This window comes from Pseudoxanthobacter sp. M-2, from assembly GCF_046156265.1.
GTDB lineage: Bacteria > Pseudomonadota > Alphaproteobacteria > Rhizobiales > Segnochrobactraceae > CAMDHY01.
Genome location: NZ_JAWDIR010000003.1, coordinates 23,859 through 44,465 on the forward strand (window position 1 = coordinate 23,859; position 20,607 = coordinate 44,465).

17 protein-coding genes are annotated in these 20,607 nt (G+C 71.9%); 10 read left to right on the forward strand and 7 right to left on the reverse strand.

Annotated features, from left to right (window positions below):
* The first annotated feature begins 116 nt into the window (after positions 1 to 116).
* Complete coding sequence (locus RUR49_RS01975; RefSeq protein ID WP_409144654.1) at positions 117 to 551, forward strand: YqaA family protein; 435 nt, start codon at positions 117 to 119, stop codon at positions 549 to 551.
* Between the two features lie 7 nt (positions 552 to 558).
* Here RUR49_RS01975 and RUR49_RS01980 read toward each other — a convergent pair whose 3' ends face one another.
* Positions 559 to 2,454, reverse strand: coding sequence for an AI-2E family transporter (locus RUR49_RS01980; RefSeq protein ID WP_409144655.1), 1,896 nt, complete (start codon positions 2,452 to 2,454; stop codon positions 559 to 561).
* 565 nt (positions 2,455 to 3,019) lie between these two features.
* Here RUR49_RS01980 and RUR49_RS01985 point away from each other — a divergent pair.
* From RUR49_RS01985 to fabI, 7 genes are all read left to right on the forward strand, one after another.
* Positions 3,020 to 3,454 (forward strand): hypothetical protein, encoded by a 435-nt coding sequence (locus RUR49_RS01985; RefSeq protein ID WP_409144656.1) that lies wholly within the window; start codon positions 3,020 to 3,022, stop codon positions 3,452 to 3,454.
* 3 nt (positions 3,455 to 3,457) lie between these two features.
* On the forward strand, positions 3,458 to 4,690 hold the full coding sequence (locus RUR49_RS01990) for an HlyD family secretion protein (protein ID WP_409144657.1): 1,233 nt from the start codon (positions 3,458 to 3,460) through the stop codon (positions 4,688 to 4,690).
* A gap of 100 nt (positions 4,691 to 4,790) precedes the next feature.
* Positions 4,791 to 6,470, forward strand: coding sequence for a SulP family inorganic anion transporter (locus tag RUR49_RS01995; protein ID WP_409144658.1), 1,680 nt, complete (start codon positions 4,791 to 4,793; stop codon positions 6,468 to 6,470).
* Positions 6,471 to 6,664: 194 nt separating this feature from the next.
* The gene (locus RUR49_RS02000) at positions 6,665 to 8,899 is read left to right on the forward strand and encodes a DUF3141 domain-containing protein (protein WP_409144659.1); all 2,235 of its coding nucleotides are present in this window, start codon (positions 6,665 to 6,667) and stop codon (positions 8,897 to 8,899) included.
* A complete protein-coding gene (locus tag RUR49_RS02005) occupies positions 8,896 to 9,903 on the forward strand; it encodes a phosphate acetyltransferase (RefSeq protein ID WP_409144660.1) in 1,008 nt (335 codons plus the stop codon). Before RUR49_RS02000 ends, RUR49_RS02005 begins: the two co-directional genes overlap by 4 nt.
* 29 nt (positions 9,904 to 9,932) lie before the next feature.
* Positions 9,933 to 11,117, forward strand: coding sequence for an acetate/propionate family kinase (locus RUR49_RS02010; protein WP_409144661.1), 1,185 nt, complete (start codon positions 9,933 to 9,935; stop codon positions 11,115 to 11,117).
* Between the two features lie 32 nt (positions 11,118 to 11,149).
* Positions 11,150 to 11,935: an enoyl-ACP reductase FabI gene (gene fabI, locus RUR49_RS02015; protein WP_409144662.1), complete on the forward strand. Its 786-nt coding sequence runs from the start codon at positions 11,150 to 11,152 to the stop codon at positions 11,933 to 11,935.
* A gap of 24 nt (positions 11,936 to 11,959) precedes the next feature.
* Here fabI and RUR49_RS02020 read toward each other — a convergent pair whose 3' ends face one another.
* From RUR49_RS02020 to RUR49_RS02030, 3 genes are all read right to left on the reverse strand, one after another.
* Positions 11,960 to 12,433 carry a hypothetical protein gene (locus RUR49_RS02020; protein ID WP_409144663.1) on the reverse strand — a complete coding sequence of 158 codons (474 nt, stop codon included), beginning with the start codon at positions 12,431 to 12,433 and terminating at the stop codon, positions 11,960 to 11,962.
* Positions 12,434 to 12,478: 45 nt separating this feature from the next.
* Positions 12,479 to 14,125 carry a hypothetical protein gene (locus RUR49_RS02025; RefSeq protein WP_409144664.1) on the reverse strand — a complete coding sequence of 549 codons (1,647 nt, stop codon included), beginning with the start codon at positions 14,123 to 14,125 and terminating at the stop codon, positions 12,479 to 12,481.
* Between the two features lie 190 nt (positions 14,126 to 14,315).
* Complete coding sequence (locus RUR49_RS02030; protein ID WP_409144665.1) at positions 14,316 to 15,563, reverse strand: YcaO-like family protein; 1,248 nt, start codon at positions 15,561 to 15,563, stop codon at positions 14,316 to 14,318.
* A 131-nt stretch (positions 15,564 to 15,694) separates the two neighbouring features.
* Here RUR49_RS02030 and RUR49_RS02035 point away from each other — a divergent pair, with 131 nt between their 5' ends.
* Both RUR49_RS02035 and RUR49_RS02040 read left to right on the forward strand, forming a co-directional pair.
* Positions 15,695 to 18,142 (forward strand): adenylate/guanylate cyclase domain-containing protein, encoded by a 2,448-nt coding sequence (locus tag RUR49_RS02035; RefSeq protein ID WP_409144666.1) that lies wholly within the window; start codon positions 15,695 to 15,697, stop codon positions 18,140 to 18,142.
* Between the two features lie 98 nt (positions 18,143 to 18,240).
* On the forward strand, positions 18,241 to 18,873 hold the full coding sequence (locus RUR49_RS02040) for a DJ-1/PfpI family protein (protein WP_409144667.1): 633 nt from the start codon (positions 18,241 to 18,243) through the stop codon (positions 18,871 to 18,873).
* Here RUR49_RS02040 and RUR49_RS02045 read toward each other — a convergent pair.
* The 3 genes from RUR49_RS02045 to RUR49_RS02055 form a co-directional block, all read right to left on the reverse strand.
* Positions 18,855 to 19,337 (reverse strand): nuclear transport factor 2 family protein, encoded by a 483-nt coding sequence (locus RUR49_RS02045; protein ID WP_409144668.1) that lies wholly within the window; start codon positions 19,335 to 19,337, stop codon positions 18,855 to 18,857. The two genes, RUR49_RS02040 and RUR49_RS02045, sit on opposite strands and share 19 nt — an antisense overlap.
* 313 nt (positions 19,338 to 19,650) lie before the next feature.
* Positions 19,651 to 20,121, reverse strand: coding sequence for a nuclear transport factor 2 family protein (locus tag RUR49_RS02050; protein WP_409144669.1), 471 nt, complete (start codon positions 20,119 to 20,121; stop codon positions 19,651 to 19,653).
* Between the two features lie 91 nt (positions 20,122 to 20,212).
* Positions 20,213 to 20,605 carry a hypothetical protein gene (locus RUR49_RS02055; RefSeq protein WP_409144670.1) on the reverse strand — a complete coding sequence of 131 codons (393 nt, stop codon included), beginning with the start codon at positions 20,603 to 20,605 and terminating at the stop codon, positions 20,213 to 20,215.
* Between the last annotated feature and the right edge of the window lie 2 nt (positions 20,606 to 20,607).

Genomic DNA, 20,607 nt, shown 5'->3' on the forward strand with positions numbered 1-20,607 from the left:
GTGGTGGACCTCGGCTCCACCAGTTCCCCGAAGGACATACCCGACATTGCATTAGATCGCCGCAGGTGCCGTCGGGCTGCCTGCGCCGTCGGGATCGCGCTTCCGGCCGGATCGCGATGATCGACCTGTCCGTCTATGCGGGGCTGTTCGCCGCCGCCTTCCTGGCGGCGACGCTGCTGCCGGCCCAATCGGAGGCGGCGCTGGCGATGACGGTGGCGGCCGGCTACCCGGCCCTCACGGCGATCACCGTCGCGAGCGTCGGCAACGTCCTCGGCTCCGTGGTGAACTGGGTCCTCGGCCGGTTCATCGGCCGCTTCCGCGATCGCCCCTGGTTCCCGGTCAGCGAGCGGCACCTCGTGCGGGCGGAGCGATGGTACCGCCGCTTCGGCAAGTGGTCGCTGCTCCTGGCGTGGGTGCCGATCATCGGCGATCCGCTCACCGTGATCGCCGGGGTGCTGCGGGAGCCCCTGCCGGTCTTCCTTCTCCTCGTCGCAGTGGCGAAGATCGGGCGCTACGTGGTGGTGGTGCTCGCCACCCAGGGGCTCGTCTGACCAACCCTCAGCCGGCGGCGGCCGGCAGCGGGGCCGGCGTGGACGAGACGGCGGGCGCCGGCGCCCCGGACACGGCGGGCTCGCCCGTGAGCGCGCCACCGACCGCATCGGCCATCGTGTGGGCGACGAAGTCGCAGCCGATCGCGGCGCTCTGCTTGACGTCCTCTATGGCATCGCCGGCGCTCGCCCAGAACACCACGCCGACGCGCAGCGACCGGCGCACCCGCTTGAGGCGGCGCACCATGTAGCGCGCGTGCATCTCGGAGGAGGCATTGAGGAAACCGATCACGACACAGTCGACGCCATCGAGATCGAGGCCGCCGAGGCGCGCGCTGACGAGGGCGCGATGGCCGACGCTCCGTACGCTCGCGCCCTCGCACGCCAGCACCTGGCCCAGCATGAGGGCTGCGGCATCGTCGAGCTCGCCGCGGCCGCCGGCACACAGCACCGTCCTGCCCTCGCCCCGGAGAGGCCGGGAGAGGTCGGCGGCGGCCGGAGCTGCCGCGGTGTCGGGAGCCTCCCCGTTGGCCGCAGTCGGGGCCGCGCCCTCGGCCGGCCCGACGACGGCGTAGTCCTCGAGATTGTCGACGAGGTCCGCGGCGCATTCGGCGACGCGCTGCCGGCGCTCGTCGGTGAGCACGCCGCGGGACCGGTCGGCTTCCCCCAGCGCCAAGGCCGGAATGGCGACCGTCGCATAGAAGGCGGCGAGGGACTGGTCCGCCAGGAAAACCTCCGCCCGGTCCGTCGCCTCGTCCGGATCGCCGGCGAGCAGCCGCTGGTAGAGCTGCTGGTGCGGTTCGAGCACCGGTTCGTTGCCGAGCAGTACGTCGAGGAATTCGAACTGCGGGACGTGCCGTCCGAGCACGACGAGGCAGACCGTCAGCGGCGTCGACAGCAGCAGCCCGAGCGGCCCCCAGAGCCACGTCCAGAAGATCGCCGAGACGATGATCGCCAGCGCCGAGAGCCCCGTCCGCGAACCGTAGAGCCACGGCTCGACGACATTGTTGCTGATGAGCTCGAGGACGATGAACAGCGCCGCGGTCCACAGCAGCATCGTCCAGCCCGGGTCGACCGCCAGCGCCAGGGCGAGCGGGAAGATCGTCGCGATGACCGGGCCGATATAGGGGACGAAGCGCAGAACGAGGGCGAGCAGCGCCCAGAGCAGCGCGTTCGGCACGCCGATCAGCCACAGCCCGATGCCGACCGGGATCGCATAGGTGACGTTCACCACCAGCTGCATCAGCAGGTACTGGCCGACGCGCCGGCCGGCGTCCTGGATGGCCGCCGTGGTGCGATGCAGGTCGCCGGCGCCGACGAGGCGGATGAAGCGGTCGCGCAGATCCTCCCGCTTCAACAGCATGAAGATCACCACGACGACGATGATGCCGCCGGTGGCGAGGGGCTCGATCAGCGGGCCGACGAGGGACTGCAGCACCTGCAGCGGCTGCGCCGACGGTTCGATGACACGGACCGGCAGCGGCTGCACCGTGTCCCTGTCGGTCGAGACGGTCCCCGGCCGGCCGTCGTCGTCGTCCGCCTCGATCTCGCGGCCGAGCCGCTCCAGCAGCACGGAGACGCGGTCGAAGACGCTCTCGCCGATGTTGGCGTCGCGGATGGTCTGAACCTTCGTCTCGATGTTGTACTGATAGAGGGGGAGGTTCTGGGCGAGACTGCTCAGCTGGCCGGCGACGACCGCGCCGAACAGGATGATGGCGGCGAACGCCGCCACGACCACCGTGATCACGGCGGCGATCCGCGGCACGTGCACCTTGCGCAGCCACGCCACCACCGGCGCGAGCGCGAACGTCAAAAGCACAGCCACCGCCAGCGGAAGCAGGACGTCGCGGCCGAAATAGAGCGCCGCCACCACCGCGACGATGCCGAGGAGCTTCGTGCCACCCATCGACGGGGTAGCGATCGGCGCAAGCGTCGGTGAGGCGGCGCTTCGCGGCGAAACTTCCGACGGACGGCCTTCAGTCGAGGTCACCATGTGCGCGCCGCCTTCGCGGCCCCCAGCGTCACGCCGCATCCCACAATAGGAGAACTCGCACGTTGGTTCCTCCCCGTCGCCGTGATTGCGGCGCGCTGCGCGTTGGCCGCCCCGCTCGCTGCCGCTCCGGCCGACGCCTTTCGTCACCGCGGGACGACGGTCGCCCGTTCGATCACGCCTTCGTCATCCAGCACCATCGACGCTCCGCCGACGAAGCGCGATGGCGTAGCCTCGGGGCGCTGCGTCGCGCCCCGCGATTCCCGCGGGCGACGCAGCCGAGGGACCGCCGCCGAACACGCCGCTGCCGGGCGCTGCTACTTGATCTGGCGCAAGCCGGTCGGTGCCCGCGGCAACTAGGTTCCGCGGTGGAACGACGCGCGTGGCATCCGCGCACGAGCGCCAACAGGCGAGCCAGGTCCGCAGTCGGGCGTGGCCTGTGGCGGCAGGCCGGATGCGATCAACGAGACCGGGGGCCGCGATGGCGGACGACGTGCATCCTGCTGCGATCGAACACCTGCCTTTTTTCCTGCCGGGGCCGGACGGATCGGACACTCTGTTCACCGTGATGACGGTGTTCCTGATCGTCGTCCTGTTCCTGTTCGGCACCTTCTATCTCCGCCTGCACTCGCTGCCGGAGCAGCTGGCGCACGGTGCCAGCAAGGTGCAGCTCCAGCTCGTCGGCGTCCTCGGCCTGCTCGCGCTGTTCACCCACAACCACGTCTTCTGGGTGGCCGCGCTTTTGATCGCGCTTGTGCCGTTCCCGGACTTCGCCCGGCCGCTCTATTCGATGGCGGACTCGCTGGAGAAGCTCGCCGGACGCGCGCCGCCGGTCGGAGCCGGCCCTGCGCCGCCGGCGGTGGAGCCGCACGCCGCGACGCCCGTCGTCGCCGATGCCCCCATGGCGAAGGGCTGAGCGATGCTTGAGTTCCTCATCTGCTCGATGCTGACGATCCTCCCCGATTTCCTCTATCGCCGCTACGTGCAGGGCAAGCGGGTCGGCCGGGAGATCAACCTCTACTCGATGTGGTTCGAGCTGCGCTGGGGCATCACCGCCTGCGTGATCCTCACCTTGTCGCTGATCACGCTGATCTTCTACTTCCACCCGTCGACGACGAACGTCACCTCGATCTTCCGCACGGTGACGATCCTGCCGGAGATGGGCGGCCGCGTCGCCGAGGTCTACGTCACCACCAATGACCGGGTGGTCGCCGGCCAGCCACTGTTCCGGCTCGACGACAGCGAGCAGCGCGCCGACCTCGACACCGCCAACCGGCGGGTCGCCGAGCTCGACGCCGAGACGACAGTGGCACAGTCCGAGCTCGCCGGCGCCGACGCCGCCATCCAGCAGGCCCGCAGCGCCTACCAGCAGGCCCTCGACGAGCTCGAGACCAAGCAGGAGCTGATGAACCGCGGCTCCAACACCGTCTCCGCACGCGAGATCGAGCGGCTGCAGAACGTCGCCGACGGTCGCCTGGCGGGCATCGATGCGGCGATGGCGGCGAAGCGCACCGTCGAGATCCGCATCGCCACGCTGTTGCCAGCCCAGAAGGCGAGCGCCGAGGCGGCGCTGCGGGAGGCGGACGTCGAGCTCGCCAAGACCCTCGTCACCGCCGGCATCGACGGCACCGTGCAGCAGTTCGCCTTGCGGCCGGGCGACGTCGTCAACCCGATGCTGCGGCCGGCTGGCATCCTGGTGCCGGCGGAAGCCGGCAAGGTGGCGCTGGTTGCGGGCTTCGGCCAGATCGAGGCGCAGGTGCTGAAGCCCGGGATGATCGGCGAGGTGACCTGCATCGCCAAGCCCTTCGTCATCATTCCGATGGTGGTGACGGAGGTGCAGGACGTCATCGCCTCCGGCCAGTTGCGACCGACCGACCAGCTCATCGACGTGCAGAACCTCGCCCGCCCCGGCACGCTGACCGCCTTCATGGAGCCGCTCTATCCCGGCGGCCTCGACGGCATCCCGCCCGGCAGCAACTGCATCGCCAACGCCTACACGAACAACCACGACCGGCTCGCCGCCCCCGATATCGGCACGCTCGAGTGGTTCTACCTGCACGTCATCGACACCGTCGGCCTCGTCCACGCGATGATCCTGCGCCTGCAGGCGCTGCTGCTGCCGGTGCAGACGCTGGTTCTCGGCGGCCACTGACGCGGCCGCGACAGGCGACTGCCGCGGCGCCCGCAACCGAAGAGGCGTGCCGACCGTGTCCACTCCCGCCGACCACGCTTCCCCGCCCCCGGCGGGTGGCGTGTGGCGCCTGATCCCGCCCGGTCTCGCCGCCTTCCGGCCCGCACTGCTCGGCCGCGACGTCTCGGCGGGGCTCGCCGTCGCCGCCGTCGGCCTGCCCTCGGCGATCGCCTATCCCGCCATCGCCGGCCTGCCGGCCGAGACAGGCCTTTATGCGAGCATCGCCGCGGCGCTCGGCTATGCGCTGTTCGGCGCCTCGCGGCGGCTCTGCATCGGCCCCGACGCGGCGACGATGACGATGCTCGCCGGCGTGCTGGCGACCGTCGTCGCCGCCATTCCGGAGAGCGCCACCGCCGGCCGCACCGACGCCGCGGCGGCGATCGCGCTCATCGTCGGCGTGCTGTGCCTCGTCGCCCGCCTCCTGCGCCTCGGCGTGCTCGCGACCTTCCTGTCGCGACCGATCCTGATCGGCTTCTTCGCCGGCATCTCGCTGTCGATCCTGATCGGCCAGATCGGCCGCGTCACCGGCGCCTCGATCGCGGCGGGCGGCCTCTTCGCCCCGCCGGCCGAGCTCCTGCGCGAGGTGGAGACGATCCACTGGCCGACGGTGGCGCTCGCCGCCGCCCTGTTCGGGCTGCTGCAGCTGCTCCGACGCTCGCCGGTGCCAGGGCCGATCGTCGTCGTCGCCCTGTCGGTGCTGCTGTCCTGGCTCTTCGACTTCCGCGGCATGGGCATCGCCGTAGTCGGCGAAGTGCCGACCGGGCTGCCGGCGCTCGCCTTGCCCTCCCTTGACGGGATGCCGCTCGGCCCGCTGCTGCTCGGGGCCGGGGCGGTCTTCCTCGTCGCCTTCGGCTCCGGCATCGTCACCGCCCGCTCGTTTGGCGACCGCAGCGGCGACCGCGTCGACCCGAACGCGGAACTGATCGGCTTCGGCGGCGCCAACCTCGCGGCGGGCTTTGCCGGCGGCTTTCCGGTGACGTCCTCGGACTCGCGCACCGCCATCAACATCGCCGTCGGTGGCTCATCGCAGGTCTCCGGCCTCGCCTCGGCCGCCGCCCTGGTCGTGACGCTGCTGTTCCTCGGCGAGCCGCTCGCGCTGCTGCCGATCCCGGCGCTGGGGGCGATCCTCGTCTCCGCCGCCCTCGGCATGATCGACGTTTCGAGCCTGAAGCGGCTGTGGCGGGTGAGCCGGATCGAGTTCGCCTTCGCCATGATCGCCTTTGCCGGCGCCGTCAGCTTCGGCGTGCTGAACGGCGTCGTCGTCGCCGTCGTGGCGACGCTCGTCTACCTGCTCGTCAAGAGCATGTACCCGCGTGACGCCCTGCTCGGCCGCGTCGAAGGCCGTGACGGCTTCTACAAGCTGCACCGCGTGCCGGAGGCGCGGCCGGTGCCGGGGCTCACCCTCTGCCTCGTCGAGGGGACGCTGCTCTTCTACAACGCCGACTATGTCGTGGGTCGCCTCGGCACGATCGCCGACGGGCTCGGGCCGGACGCGCGCTGGTTCGTGCTCGACGCGAGCGCGATCGTCCAGATCGATTCCACCGGCGCCGCCGCCCTCGACGACTTCGCCGGCCGGCTCGAGGCGCGCGGCATCTCCCTCGGCATCGTCGAACTCCACGCCGAGGCGCGGGCGCTGCTCGAGCGAACGGGCTTCGTCGAGCGCATCGGCCCGACCATGCTGTTCGACGACCTGCAGGACGCGCTGACCGCCTTCCACAGGGCAACGCTCACTGACGCGTGATCGCCGCCATCACGCGGCCGTCACGGCTCCGCGCCAACGCTCGCCAGGCGGCTTGTCCAGGCGGCTTGATCCGGGTGGCTTGATCAAGATGGCTTGATCCAGGTGGCTTGATCTCGGTCAACGCCGCCCTGCAGGCGTCATGCTGTGGTGCAGCATGACCGTGCGGCCCACTCCGCTTGCGGGAGACACGAACGATGCCCGACGCAGCTGACCCGAAACGCCCGGCCGCCGCGCCGCCGAGCCCACTGCAAAGTCTGGCGCAGGCCTCCGACTATCTCGCCGACGCGGCGCAGCGCTCGGTGCTGTTCCTCGACGTCATGCGCAAGCGCTCCGAGCAATATCGCGCGCACATGGCGCAGACGGCGCCGCATGTCCTCGACTATGCCGCCGAGCTCGTCTGCGACGGCCGTACGCTGCCGCGACCGGTGAACTACGGCCTCGTGCGCATCGTCCCGCCCGACGGCGTCACAATTGACCCGGCCCGCCGTCCGTTCGTCGTCGTCGACCCCCGCGCCGGCCACGGCCCGGGCATCGGTGGCTTCAAGGCCGACAGCGAGATCGGCGTGGCGCTCAAGGCCGGCCACTCCTGCTATTTCATCGGCTTCCTGCCCGATCCGATGCCCGGCCAGACGATCGAGGACATCGCGCGCGCCGAGGCCGTCTTCCTGGAAACCGTCATCGCCCGCCACCCGCAGGCGCGCGAAAAACCCTGCGTCATCGGCAACTGCCAGGCGGGCTGGGCGGTGGCGATCCTCGCAGCGCTCCGGCCGGAGCTGTTCGGCCCGATCATCCTCGCCGGCTCGCCGCTCTCCTACTGGGCGGGCGTCACCGGCGCCAATCCGATGCGCTATTCGGGCGGGCTCCTCGGCGGCAGCTGGCTGACGGCGCTCACCGGCGATCTCGGCGCCGGCATCTTCGACGGCGCGTGGCTGGTGCAGAACTTCGAGAACCAGAACCCGGCGAACACCCTCTGGTCGAAGCAGTACAACCTCTATTCCAAGGTCGACACCGAGGCGGAGCGCTATCTCGGCTTCGAGCGCTGGTGGGGCGGCCACGTCACCCTCAACGCCGAGGAGATGCAGTTCATCGTCGACGAGCTGTTCGTCGGCAACAAGCTCGCGAGCGGCGAGATCCGCACCACCGACGGCATCGCCGTCGACCTGCGCAACATCCGCTCGCCGATCGTCGTGTTCTGCTCGAAGGGCGACAACATCACGCCGCCCCAGCAGGCGCTCGACTGGATCCTCGACCTCTATGACAGCGTCGAGGACATCCGCACCTGGGGCCAGACGATCGTCTACACCGTGCACGAGAGCATCGGCCACCTCGGCATCTTCGTCTCGGCGGGCGTGGCGCGGAAGGAGCACGGCGAGTTCGCCTCCAACATCGACATGATCGACGTGCTGCCGCCCGGCCTCTACGAGGCGACGTTCGAGCCGCGCGCGGTGGCCGCCGGCGAAGCCGATCTCGCCACCGGCGACTGGGTGATGCGCTGCGAGGCGCGCAGCCTGGACGACATCCGCGCCATGGGCGGCAACGACGCCGCCGACGAGCGTCGCTTCGCCACCGCCGCCCGCGTTTCCGAGATCAACCTGTCGCTCTACCGTGCCTTCGCGCAGCCCCTGATCAAGGCGATGGTGACGCCGCCGATGGCGGCGGCGATGCGCAAGCTGCACCCGCTGCGCCTCTCCTACGAGGCCTTCGGCGCCGCCAACCCCTTCCTCGCCTGGCTGCGCCCGACCGCCGAGCGGGTGCGCCGGGATCGGCGGCCGGTCGACCCCGACAACCCTTTCCTCAAGCTGCAGCAGCAGATCTCCGACCAGATCGTCGACGGCCTCGACGCATGGCGGGAGACGTGCGAGCGGCTGTCGGAGGAGACCTTCCGCGCCGTCTATGGCAATCCCGTCCTGCAGGCCGCCGTCGGCATCGACCCGCAGGCGGCGCGGCCGCGGCGCGCGGCCCGCAGCCTCGCGCACCAGGCGCTGGTCGAGCGCCGCGTCGCCGAGCTCAGCGCCAAGATGACGACCGGCGGCGTGCGGGAGGCGATGATCCGCGCCCTCATCTATGTCGGCATGGCGCGCGGCACGGCGAGCGAGCTCGGCTTCGCCGCCATCCGCCGCCGCTACGAGCAGACGGGCGCCACGGCGCCGCTGCCGATCGACACCTTCAAGGCCCTCGTGCGGACCCAGTTCTTCCTCATCGTCCTCGACGAGGCGGCGGCGCTCGCCGCCATTCCCGAGATGCTTCCGGCGGACATGGGCGAGCGGCGTGCGGCGTTTGCCGCGCTCACCGAGGTCGTCGAAGCGACGGGCCCGCTCACCGCCGCCCCGGCGGCGCGCCTCGCCGAGATGGCGAGGCTGTTCGGTCTCGGCTCCGAGCCGGTGCGGCTGGTCGCGGCCACCGACCGTCCCGCCCGGAAGGCGTCGTGATCGATCCCGCCAGCGTCGTCACCGGCGCCAGACAGGAGTTCGCCTTGGCCGACGTGCCCATGCCCCCGGAAGCCCCGTCGAAATACGACCGGCTGATCGCCAGTGCCTCAGGCGGCGATCCCGCTATTACCATCGTCGCCCATCCCTGCGACGAGAGCTCGCTCCGCGGCGCCGTCGAGGCGATGTCGATGGGACTGATCGTGCCCGTCCTCGTCGGCCCGCTGGCGAAGATCCGCGCGGTCGCGGACCAGCACGGCTTGTCGCTCGAAGGCTGCACTCTGGTCGACGCGCCGCACAGCCACGCGTCCGCGGCGCAGGCGGTAGCGCTGATCCGTGAGGGCAAGGGCGAGCTCCTGATGAAGGGCAGCCTGCATACGGACGAACTGATGCGCGAGGTCGCCGCCGCGGCGACCGGCCTGCGCACAGCGCGCCGCATCAGCCACGTCTTCATCATGGACGTGCCCGGCCACGCCGAGACGCTGTTCATCACCGACGCGGCGATCAACATCTTCCCCACCCTCGACGACAAGCGCGACATCGTCCAGAACGCCATCGACCTGTGGGCCGGCATCGGCCTCGGCGTGCCGCGCGTGGCGATCCTCTCGGCGGTGGAGACGGTGACGACCAAGATCCCCTCGACGATCGAGGCCGCGGCCCTCTGCAAGATGGCCGATCGCGGCCAGATCACCGGCGGCCTCGTCGAGGGGCCGCTCGCCTTCGACAACGCCATCGACCCCGAGGCCGCCCGCATCAAGGGCATCGTCTCGCCGGTCGCGGGCCAGGCGCAGATCCTCGTCGTGCCCGACCTCGAGGCCGGCAACATGCTGGCGAAGAACCTCACCTTCCTCGCCCATGCCGACGCCGCCGGGATCGTCGTCGGCGCCCGCGTGCCGATCGTGCTGACCTCGCGCGCCGATAGCCTGCGCACCCGCCTCGCCTCCTGCGCCGTCGCCTCGCTCTATGCGAAGGCGCTGCGGCGGGCGGCGGCGGTGCCGGCGGTCTGAGCCCTGCCCCCTCGCTTCCGGAGCCGCCCGTGCGATCCATCCTCGTGATCAACGCCGGCTCGTCGAGCCTGAAGTTCCAGGTCTTCGCCATCGTCGAGGGCGGCCTCGAGCGGCGGGTGCGCGGCCAGATGGACGGCGTCGGCGGGCGCCCGCGCCTGAAGGCATCGGACGGCGACGGCGAGAGCCTCGTCGACCGCGCCTATGACGCTGCCGAGGTCGCCGACCTGCCGGCCGCCATCGACGCCGTGCAGGCCTTCCTGCGCTCGCTCGGCGGCTTCACGCTCGCCGCCATCGGCCACCGCGTCGTCCACGGCGGGCCGGACTTCACCGACGCCGTGCTGATCGACCCCGCCGTGCTCGACAAGCTCTCGCACTACCAGGACCTCGCGCCGCTGCACCAGCCGAACAACCTCGCGCCGATCCGCCTCGCCATGGAGATCGCGCCGGACCTGCCGCAGGTCGCCTGCTTCGACACCGCCTTCCACCGCGGCCACGCCGCCCACACCGATTGCTACGCCATCCCGCGCAAGCTCTATGACGAGGGCGTGCGCCGCTACGGCTTCCACGGCCTCTCCTACGAGTACATCGCCGAGCGTCTTCGCGCGGTGGCGCCCGACATCGCCGCCGGCCGCGTCGTCGTCGCCCATCTCGGCAGCGGCGCCTCGATGTGCGCGCTTGCGGGCGGCCGCAGCATCGAGAGCACGATGGGCTTCACGGCGCTCGACGGCCTGCCGATGGGCACGCGCCCTGGCCAGCTCGATCCGGGCGTCGTGCTCTACCTCCTCGACCAGAAGGGCATGAGCGTCGGCGCCGTCACTGACCTGCTCTACCGCGGCTCGGGCCTGAAGGGCCTGTCGGGCCTCTCCAACGACATGCGTGACCTCGTCGACAGCGACGACCCCCGCGCCGCCTTCGCCATCGACCACTTCGTCCACCGCGCCGCGCTGTCGGCCGGCCAGCTCGCCGCCGCGCTGGGCGGCCTCGACGCCTTCGTCTTCACCGCCGGCATCGGCGAGCATTCGCCCGTCATCCGCGCCCGCATCGCCGAGCGTCTCGCCTGGCTCGGCGCCGAGCTCGACCCCGCGGCGAACGAGGCCGGCGAACTGGTGATTTCGACGGCGGGAAGCCGCGTCGCGCTCATGGTCGTGCCAACCGACGAGGAGCTGATGATCGCCCGCCACACGCTGGCGCTCATCGGCGATCCCGTCGCCTGATCCCGTCGCCTGATTTCCTGGAGACCGCCGCGATGGCCCTGCCCGACGTCAAACTGAAGCTGCTGGAGGGCCGCAAGGGCCTGATCGTCGGCATCGCCAACGACCGCTCGATCGCCTGGGGCTGCGCCCGCGCCTTCCGCGCGCTCGGCGCCGATCTCGCCATCACCTATCTCAACGACAAGGCGAAGCCGCACGTCGAGCCGCTGGCGAAGGAGCTCGAGGCATCGATCTTCCTGCCCCTCGACGTCTCGGTGCCCGGCGAGATGGAGGCGGTGTTCGCGCGGATCACCGAGGAGTGGGGCGCGCTCGACTTCGTCGTCCACTCGATCGCCTTCTCGCCGAAGGACGCGCTCGGCGGCCGCGTCACCGACGTGCCGCGCGACGGGTTCCTGAAGACGATGGACGTCTCCTGCTGGTCGTTCATCCGCATGGGCCATCTGGCCGAGCCCTTGATGAAGAGCGGCGGCACCCTCTTCACCATGACCTACTACGGCTCGCAGATGGTGGTGGAGAACTACAACATCATGGGCGTCGCCAAGGCGGCGCTGGAAAGCGCCGTTCGCTACATGGCGGCCGAGCTCGGCCCGAAGGGCATCCGCGTCCATGCCATCTCGCCCGGGCCCCTCGCCACCCGCGCCGCCTCCGGCATCCCCGAGTTCGACGAGCTGCTCGCCAAGGCCAAGGTGAAGGCGCCGGCGCGCGAACTCGTCGGCATCGACGACGTCGGCGCCGCCACCGCCTTCCTTGCGCTCGACGCCGCGCGCCTCATCACCGGCCAGGTGATCTATGTCGACGGCGGCTACCACATCATCGACTGAGCCGCCGCCGACCGTTCCGTCGCCTCAGCGGCAGCGCTTCAGGAGCAGCATGCCGAACAGGAACTGCTTGTTCCGCTTCTCGTTCGTGCCCGCCTTCATGGCGTTCACCGCGTCCGCCAGATAGGCCGCGTCGGCCGTCACGTCGCGCTTGTACGGCACAACCATGTAGATCACGTCGTCGTCGTCATCGTCCTGCACGACCTTCAGGTCGATCGGCAGCTCCTCGCCGTTCATCTCGTAGTACAAGATCTTCTTGCCGCCCGCCTTCACCGCCTTCACCGGATAGTTCTGCCCGTCCTTGTTGTACTCGACGGCACAGCCCTTGTCGGTGATGACCGTGTAGATCAGCTCCTCATAGATCTGTCCAGGCTTGATCGTGTACTTGCCATTGGGCTTCTTCTTGCCCCACAGCTCGCCGAACACCTCGCCGGCGATGGCCGTTCCCTTGTACTCGGCGTCATAGTCGTTGCCGCCCTTGAAGATCCTGAAAACCGACATCGTCGTCCCCTCCTCCGGTCACAAACTCGAGCTTGGCAGTCTCGCTCACACCTCCGCCGCCACCGTCGGCAGCGGTTCGAGCAGGCCGGCGAACGCGACGAGGTCGCGCAGGCCGTAGTGGTCCGGGCGCGATGGCCGCAGCCGCGGATCGGGGCGCCAGGACAACCCCGGCCGCCCCTCATCACCGGCCAGCATCGACGGCGACGCCGCGGCGATCGCCGCGTGCAGGGTCTCGCCGACGATGCGGCTGCCGAAGGCGCCGAGGCGGCGGCCGCCCTGCTGCGCCTCCGCCTCCTTCAGCACATAGAGCCACATCGGCGTCTCGTCGCAGAGCCGAACGCCGCCCGGCCCCTCGGCGAGGAGCAGGGCGCGGGCTTCATCGTCTTCGCCGGCGAGGATGTCGTCGCGCGACAACAGCGGCACCGTCGGTCGCCCCGACGCGACGAGCCGTTCGTTCATCCGCCGCACCGCCGCCTGCCCGCTCGCAAGCCGCAGCGACTGCGCGCGCTCCAGCGAGCGGGTGGCGAGGTTCGCCGACAGGGGCGCCTGGCCCGGTCCGCCGGGCGGCAGCGCCGCCTCCGGCATCCGCTTCAGCGGGTCGGCGAGCCGGCTCGACAGCGCCGCCGCCCGCAGCGGGAAGCGCGGCTCGCCACGGGCGGCCGCCTCGTCCTCGGCCGGCAGGAGCCGCGCCCAGTCGGTCACCCAGCTCCAGTCGAGCATCCGCATGGGATAGGCGGTGCTCGAATAGGTGCTCTCCCAGAAGGCCGGCGCGCCGGCGCCCGGATGGTGGGTATTCCAGTCGTAGCGGTACTTCACCATCGCGTGGCCGAAGCGGCCGCAGGCGGCGACGAACTCGAGCGGCACCAGGAACGGCGCGTCCGATGCACCGTCAGGCCAGACGATCGCCCGACCGTTCTCCATCACGTCACGATGGACGTCCGGGTCGAGGATGCGTGGCAGGTAGTCGCCGAGGACCACCGCCTGCACATGCGTGGCGGCGAGCGCCGCGGCCCCGCCACGCGGTCCGACGGCGGCGACCACGGCGTTGGCGAAGGCGGTCATCGCCACGTGCACCTGCGCGAGCGCCAGGTTGTCGTCGTTGCGGCCATCGGCGATCAGCGGCGCGCCGCAGGGCGAGCGCGGCAGGTCCGCGGCGAAGCTGCAGCCGGAGAGGTCGCGCGTCGTCGAGCCGAGTGGCAGCGGCGTCGTCAGGTTTGGGTTGCCGTGGGCGGTGTCCGACGGCTCGAAGCCGAGCACGCTGTCGAGGTCGAGCGCCGCACCGCGCAGCCCCGCCGCCGGCCCATCGCCGACGGGCGGCTTCCAGTGGGTGATGTCGTGGAAGACGAACTGGCCGAAATAAGTGTAGGCGGCCGGGATGTCGGTCTCGCGGTCGTGGGCGTCGTCGTGCTCGCGGAAGGTGAGCGCGTCGCCAAGGCGGCGCAGGGCGTCGAGGTCCGGCAGCCGCTCCGCGTCCGTCTCGGGAAACAGCCGCTCGAACGGTACGGCGCGGATGCCGCGGACCTCGCCGCCGGCGTCCGGGTCAGCGATGCGGACCACGCCGGCCGTGGCGTCGAACGTCGCCGCGCCGCGCTCGAGCCGCCCCCAGTCGCCATGGACGGAGAACGCACGCCCGTCCCCGCCCGTGGCGGGCTCGGCGACGACGCGCAGTCCTCCACCATGACGAGCGGCCATCGTGCTTCGTCCCCGAGGGGGTGCACCGCAGGCGCCGGTGCCGCGGGTGCCGGGCGCGCCAGAAACCGCCGAGCACCGAGAGAACGGCCGCACTATCGCACGGCTTGCGTGTAGCGGAAACGACGTTGTCCGCCGTCGCCGGTCACGGCATGGCGAGCCGCAGCCGCCGTCCGGCGTCGGCTGCGGGCGCTCACACCAAGAGCGGCACCCGCCGCTCGCGCCCCACCGCGACGCGCTCGACGTCGCGTGGATCGGCGCTGCCGAGCCGCCGACGGGCGAAGCGCGGCTTCGCATGACAGAGCGCCGTCGACAGCGCCCGCACCACCGGCACGCCGATCGCCGGCCGCGTCAGGTCCACCGTCCACAGCGGGATCGCTGCGCGGTCGAGGGCTTCCAGCACGGCTCCGAGCCCGTCGTGCGACCGCCCCCCGTCGCGGCGGCCGCCCGCGAGCCTTGCCGCCGGCAGTCGATTGGCGGCGTCGAGCGGCGGTAGCGCCATCGCCACCCGCCGCCGCCACGTCCACCAGTCCGCCGCGTCCCGGCCGAGCTCACGGGCGGCCTCGAGCGCCACCTCCATCTGCAGCATCTCGGTCGCCGCCGCGCACGCGGCCGCCGACGCGTCGAGCCGGGCGGCGAAGCCGAGCGCCACGTCGGCCCCGTCCGCCTCCGCCGACACCGCCACGACGACCGGAATGCCGATATCCGTGGTGATGTCGAAGAGCACCGTCCGCCGCGCCCGCTCCGTGAGGAACCGCGCGAGCGCCGCCGGCAGCTCTGCCGCTTCCGGCGTGACCGGCGACCGCCGCCGGCCGCCGTACCACCACCGCCCGGTGGCGTCGCGCTCGATGAGCTCCAGCACCGCCGCGAGCGTCGCAGCCTCCACCGTCTCACCCGCCGCGCAGCCGCTGCTGTCGCCGATCGCCACCGCGTCCGCGTCGCCCGCCTCTCGCCGGCCGATCAGCACGGCGTCCGCCGGCGCAAAGGCCGGCGGCCCGCCGAAGGCGTCGGTGACCTCAATCCAGCCGATTGCCCGGCTCTCGTCGAACGGCGGCGGCTGCCAGTCGAAACCGGCGTGGCGCGCGTTCCACGCCTCGCGCGCGGCGAGTTGGCGCGCCGTGAAGCCGGTGAGCGCCGCCGGCGCGAGTGCCGCCGGACCGATCGCAGCCATCGTCGCCGTCACCACCGCCTCGTCGCCCCAGGCGCAGGCGCTGACGAGTTCCGCCGCCTCGCCCAGCGCGCTCCGCCGGGCCGCCGCCACCGTCAGGCCACGCCCGCTGGCGAGCCGCCCCGCCTCCGGCGTGGCAGCCACCGGAAACCCCGGCAGCGCCCGCAGCCTCTCGCCCGGCAGCGCCACCGCACACCGCACGGGCCCGCCGGTGTCCGGCAGGTCGACGACCTCGAACAGGCCCGTCCAGCCGGGCCGTCGCGCGGTCGTCATGGCCACGTCGCTCGCGCCTGCGTTGTCTCCGGACGCCCCACCTGTCGCGGCCTCGTTGCTTGCAAATTTCGCCGAAAGTGCAGACACTTGGCCAACGCCATCGACAGTCTGGCCCAGCCTATCAGCGGACCATGGAACGTACCAAGCTCCGGGCGATCCTCTTTGCCGATCTGCAGCAGTTCAGCCGCCTGACCGCGGCCGACGAGCTGACGACGATCAACTTCGTCACCCGCTGCTTCGCCGTCTTCCAGGAGCTCTGCCCGGACTATGGCGGCGTCTTCGTCAAGAACACCGGCGACGGCGTTCTGATCCTGTTCGACAGCGCGCTCTCCGCCGTCGACTACGCCATGACCATCCAGGAGCGGATGCGCGAGGCCGGCGCCGGCACCGTCTCCGGCCGCTTCCGCATCGGCCTGCACATGGGCGAGGTGCGCCTGCGCGGCGGCGACGTCTTCGGCCACGCCGTCAATCTCGCCGCCCGCATCGAATCCCAGGCCGAGCCCGGCGGCGTCTGCGTCACCGAGGAGGTCTACCAGGCGGCCCGCAGCAACTCCGGCTACGGCTTCCGCTTCGGCGGCCGCGCCGCCCTGAAGAACATGCCGGAGCCGGTATCGATCTACCACGTCTTCGTGCCGGAGGAGGGCGCCGTCCCCCGCACCGCGGCCCATCTCGCGGTGGCCGTCGTCGACGGGCTGGCGCTGTCGACCGAGCGCGGCGACCCGGTGATGCTGCGCTCGCGCAAGGCGCAGGCGCTGATCGGCTATCTCGCGCTCGCCGGCCGCCGCCAGGAATCCCAGGACCGCGTCGCCGCCCTGATCTGGCCGGACCGGCCGCTCGCCGAGGCGCGCAAGGCGCTCGCCGGCTGCGCCGCGCTGGTCGACCGCGCCACCGCCCCCGGCAACGCCGCCTGCGTCGTCCGCCGCGGCGGCATGATCGGCCTCGACCCCACCCGCACCGACATCGACTTCGCGCAGGTCCTCGACAACCTCGACAAGGGCAAGATCGACAGCCTGCTGCTCGATCGCGCCGACTGGCCGCGCGCCATCCTGCGCGGGCTCGAGACGGCAAGCCCGCTGTTCGCCGCCTGGCTGGAGGTCGCCCGCCACAGCCAGCGCTCGAAGGTGAGCGCGGCGCTCGAACAGATGCTCGACCGCTTCGCCCCGGCCGAGCCCGTCGTGCGCCAGGCGGCGTCGGCGCTCCTCCTGCTCGAGCCGAGCCACGAGGGCGCCGCCCAGGCGCTGATCCGCCACCACATGGCGCTCGGCAACGTCTCGGCCGCGATCGAGGTCTACGAGACGCTGCGCAAGGTGCTGCGCAAGCGCTACCGCCTCGCCCCGAGCCCCGCCACGGCGGCGCTGCTCCGGCCCCCTGCGAGTGCCGCCCCCGCCGCGCCGCCCGAGCCGGAGCCGCCGCTGCGCCGCACCGGCGCGCCGCGCGTCGCCGTCGGGCCGTTCCGGCCGCACCGCGACGACCTCGGCGCCGCCGTCTCCGGCTTCCGCGCCGACCTCATCGCCAACCTGTCGAAGTTCCGCGCCTTCGCCATCGTCGAGACGGCCGACGACACCGACACCTCCAGCTTCGACTACCTGCTCACCGCCGTCTCGGCCGGCGGGGAGGCCGACGTCGAGGTGTTCGTGACGCTGGCCGAGCCCGCCGCCCGCCGCGTCATCTGGAGCCAGGCCTTCGCCCTGTCGCTCGCCGGCTGGACGGAGACGCAGAAGCGCCTCGTCGGCAAGATCGCCGCCTCGCTGCAGATCTACCTGTCCCAGGACCGCCTCGCCCGCGCCCTGCAGCAGCGTGCCGGTGCCCTCGACGGCTACGACGCCTGGCTGCGCGGCGAGCACCTTCTGACGCGCTGGACGGCCGAGGCCGACGACGAGGCGACGCGCCTCTTCGAGCACGCTATCGCCCAGGACCCGAACTTCGCCCCCGCTTACGCCAGCCTCGCCAGCGTCTACACCTCCCGCCACCTCGTCCGCCCGGGCGCCCGGCTCGACACGGCCGGCACCCGGCGGGCGCTGGAGCTCGCCCAGCGCGCCGTCGCCGCCGACCCGCTCGATGCCCGCAACCACCTCGTCGTCGGCTGGGCGGCCGCGATGGCGCAGCGCTTCGACCAGTCGGAGGTGCACTACGAGCTCTCCGCCGAGCTCAACCCGAACAGCCCGTCGACCCTCGTCTCCGCCGCCCTCGGCCTCGCCTTCATGGGCAACGGCGACGAGGCGCGCCGCCTCGTCGCCCGCGCCACGGCGCTGACGCCGATGTTCCTCGACTACCAGTGGTCGCACATGGCTGCCGTGCAGGTGCTCGCCGGCGAGTTCGAGCCGGCGCTGCGCTCGGCCGAGCGGTCGAACGACGTCATCCTCGACACCCCCGGCTGGCGCGCCGCCGCGCTGCTGGCCCTCGGACGGCGTGACGAAGCGGCTGCCGCGCTGGCGGCGCTGAGGGAGGCGGTGGCGGCGGTCTGGGAGGGCGAGGCGCCGGCCACCCGCGACGTCGTGCTCGACTGGTTCCTCGGCGCCTTCCCGATCCGCCGCGACGCCGACCGCGCCCCGCTCGCGGCCCTGCGCGGGCTGCTCTAACGGCGGCCACGGCCCCGCCCCTCCCACCCCGCGGCACCGATCCGCTACACTCCTCGGAATGACGCCCCGCCCGCCGGCGGGCGCGACGGGAGGACGAGATGGCGAGACGGGTGGCGGCGCTGCTGTTCGATGACGTCGAGGTGATGGACTTCGCCGGACCCTTCGAGGTCTTCGCCGTCACCGGCCAGCGCAGCGGCGCCGGCCTGTTCGAGGTCTTCACGGTGGCGCGCGAGAGGCGCCCGGTGCTCGCCCGCAACGGCCTCAGCATCAACCCCAATTTCGACTTTGCTGAAGCGCCGGAGGCCGAGATCCTCGTCGTTCCCGGCGGCTACGGCACCCGACGCGAGATGCACGACGCGGCGACGCTCGCCTTCGTCCGGGCTCACGCCGAAAGCGCCGAGCGCGTGCTTTCGGTCTGCACGGGCGCGCTGATCCTCGGCCGCGCCGGCCTTCTCGACGGGCTCTCGGCCACCACCCACCGCGGCGCGCTGCACGAACTGCGCGAGCATGCGCCGGCGACGACGGTGCTCGACACCGCCCGCGTCGTCGACAACGGCCACATCGTGCTGTCGGCCGGCATCTCCGCCGGCATCGACGCGGCGCTCCACCTGGTGGCCGAATTGCACGGCGTCGAGCAGGCGGCCGAGACAGCCGCCTACATGGAATACGACTGGCGCCACCGCACCGTCGACGGCACGTCCGTTGTGAAGGTTCAGCGCGCCGCCGGATAGGCGGCGTGCGCCACGACGAGCCAGCGGCCGTCGACCTTGCGGAACACGGTGAGCCGCGGCGCCGCCCCGACGATCGTCTTGCCATCGGCGATCTGCTCGACCTCCATGACGTAGCGCACGACCAGCACGCCGTCGGCCTCGGTCGCGATCAGATCGCGCGCCACCGGCGCCTTCACCTGCCGCGTCCGGCCGCCGGCGAGGTACTCCTCGCGCGTGAAACCGCGGTTGTCCGAGCGCTGCACCTGGAACTCCGGCGCCAGCACGGCGGTCACCGCCGCCGCGTCGTTGCTGGCGAGCGCGTCGAGCCACGCCTTCACCGCATCGTCGGCATCGGCGGCGAAGGCCGGCGCCGGGAGGGCGAGCAGGACCGCCCCGGCGACAGCGAGACGGAGACGGCGGGCCAGCGACTGGCCGGCTTGGCCGGCGCCCGACCTCGCGCCGGCCCGGATGGTGTCTTTGGACATGCCAATCCTCCCCATCGATGATCCGCCGTGCCGCAACTTCGGAGGCGTGGTGCCGCGTGGCCCCCCCTCCCTACCCTCCCCCGCGAGGGGGGAGGGTTCGCGCCGAGACTTTGGGGATGTCGGTACCATCCTGAAACGTCGATCATTCTCTCCGTCAGGGACGTTAAACCACCGACGAAAACCCTCCCCCCTCGCGGGGGAGGGTAGGGAGGGGGGGGCCGCGGATTCGGCGCCCGGGGCTTTGCCGCCATCCCGATGCCGCACAGGCCTGCGGACGGAGGGTGTTGCCGCCCCGCCCCTGCCTTCTGATCGGCTACTTCCCGATCGGCGCGAAGTTCGCGTGCGCCACCACCAGCCAGCGGTCGCCCTCCTTGCGGAACACCGTCAGGCGTGGCGCCTCCCCGACAACGGTGCCGCCGTCGATCGTCTGCTCGACGTCGAGGACGTAGCGCACCACCAGCACGTCGCCGGATGCCGTCACCACGAGGTCGCGCGGTACCGGCGGGCGCGCCTGGCGCGAGCGGCCGGTGCCGAGATAGTCGGCGCGATCGTAGCCGCGCCCGTCCGAGCGCAGGATCTGGAACTCCGGCGCCAGCACCGCGGCGAGCGCGGCCTCGTCGGGGCTCGACACCGCGTCGAGCCAGCCCTTCACCGCATCATCCGCGTCGGCGGCGAAGGCGGGCACGGCCAGGACCATCGCCACGGCCAGTCCCGCGACGGGGCCGATCGAGCACAGGGCGACGCCACGGCGGCGGCAGCGATCGAAGAAGGGTTCAGTCGGCATGGGCATCTCCTCGCGGATCGGCCGCCACTCTAGCCTGAGGCGCGCGTGGGGGAAGATGCCGCGCGTGCGGACGCCGGCGAAATCGGGCGTCTCAGTTGCCCGCCGGAGCCGTGGCGCCGCCGGCGATCAGGCGGACGCGGGCGATCACCTCGCCGCTCGCAAGATCGACCACCACCGCCATCCGGCCGCCGCCGGGCTCGTCGACGACGAGGGTCAGCCGGTCGCCGTCGGCGCTCGCCGAGGCGATCGAGGCGCCCGTCGGCGCCGGCACCGTCACGTCGCCGAGCGGACGGCCGCTATCGCCATCGCGCGTCACGCGGTAGAGGATCGCGGCGAACACGGCGATCAGGCCGGCGGCCATCACCAGCGTCGAGACGCGCAGGAGGCCGCGCAGCTTCTGGTGGACACGCTCCACCGCCGGATCGAGCGGCGGCTCTTCCGGATCTTCCAGAGCGGGGGAGGGGCGCGGGGACAGGAAGGACATCG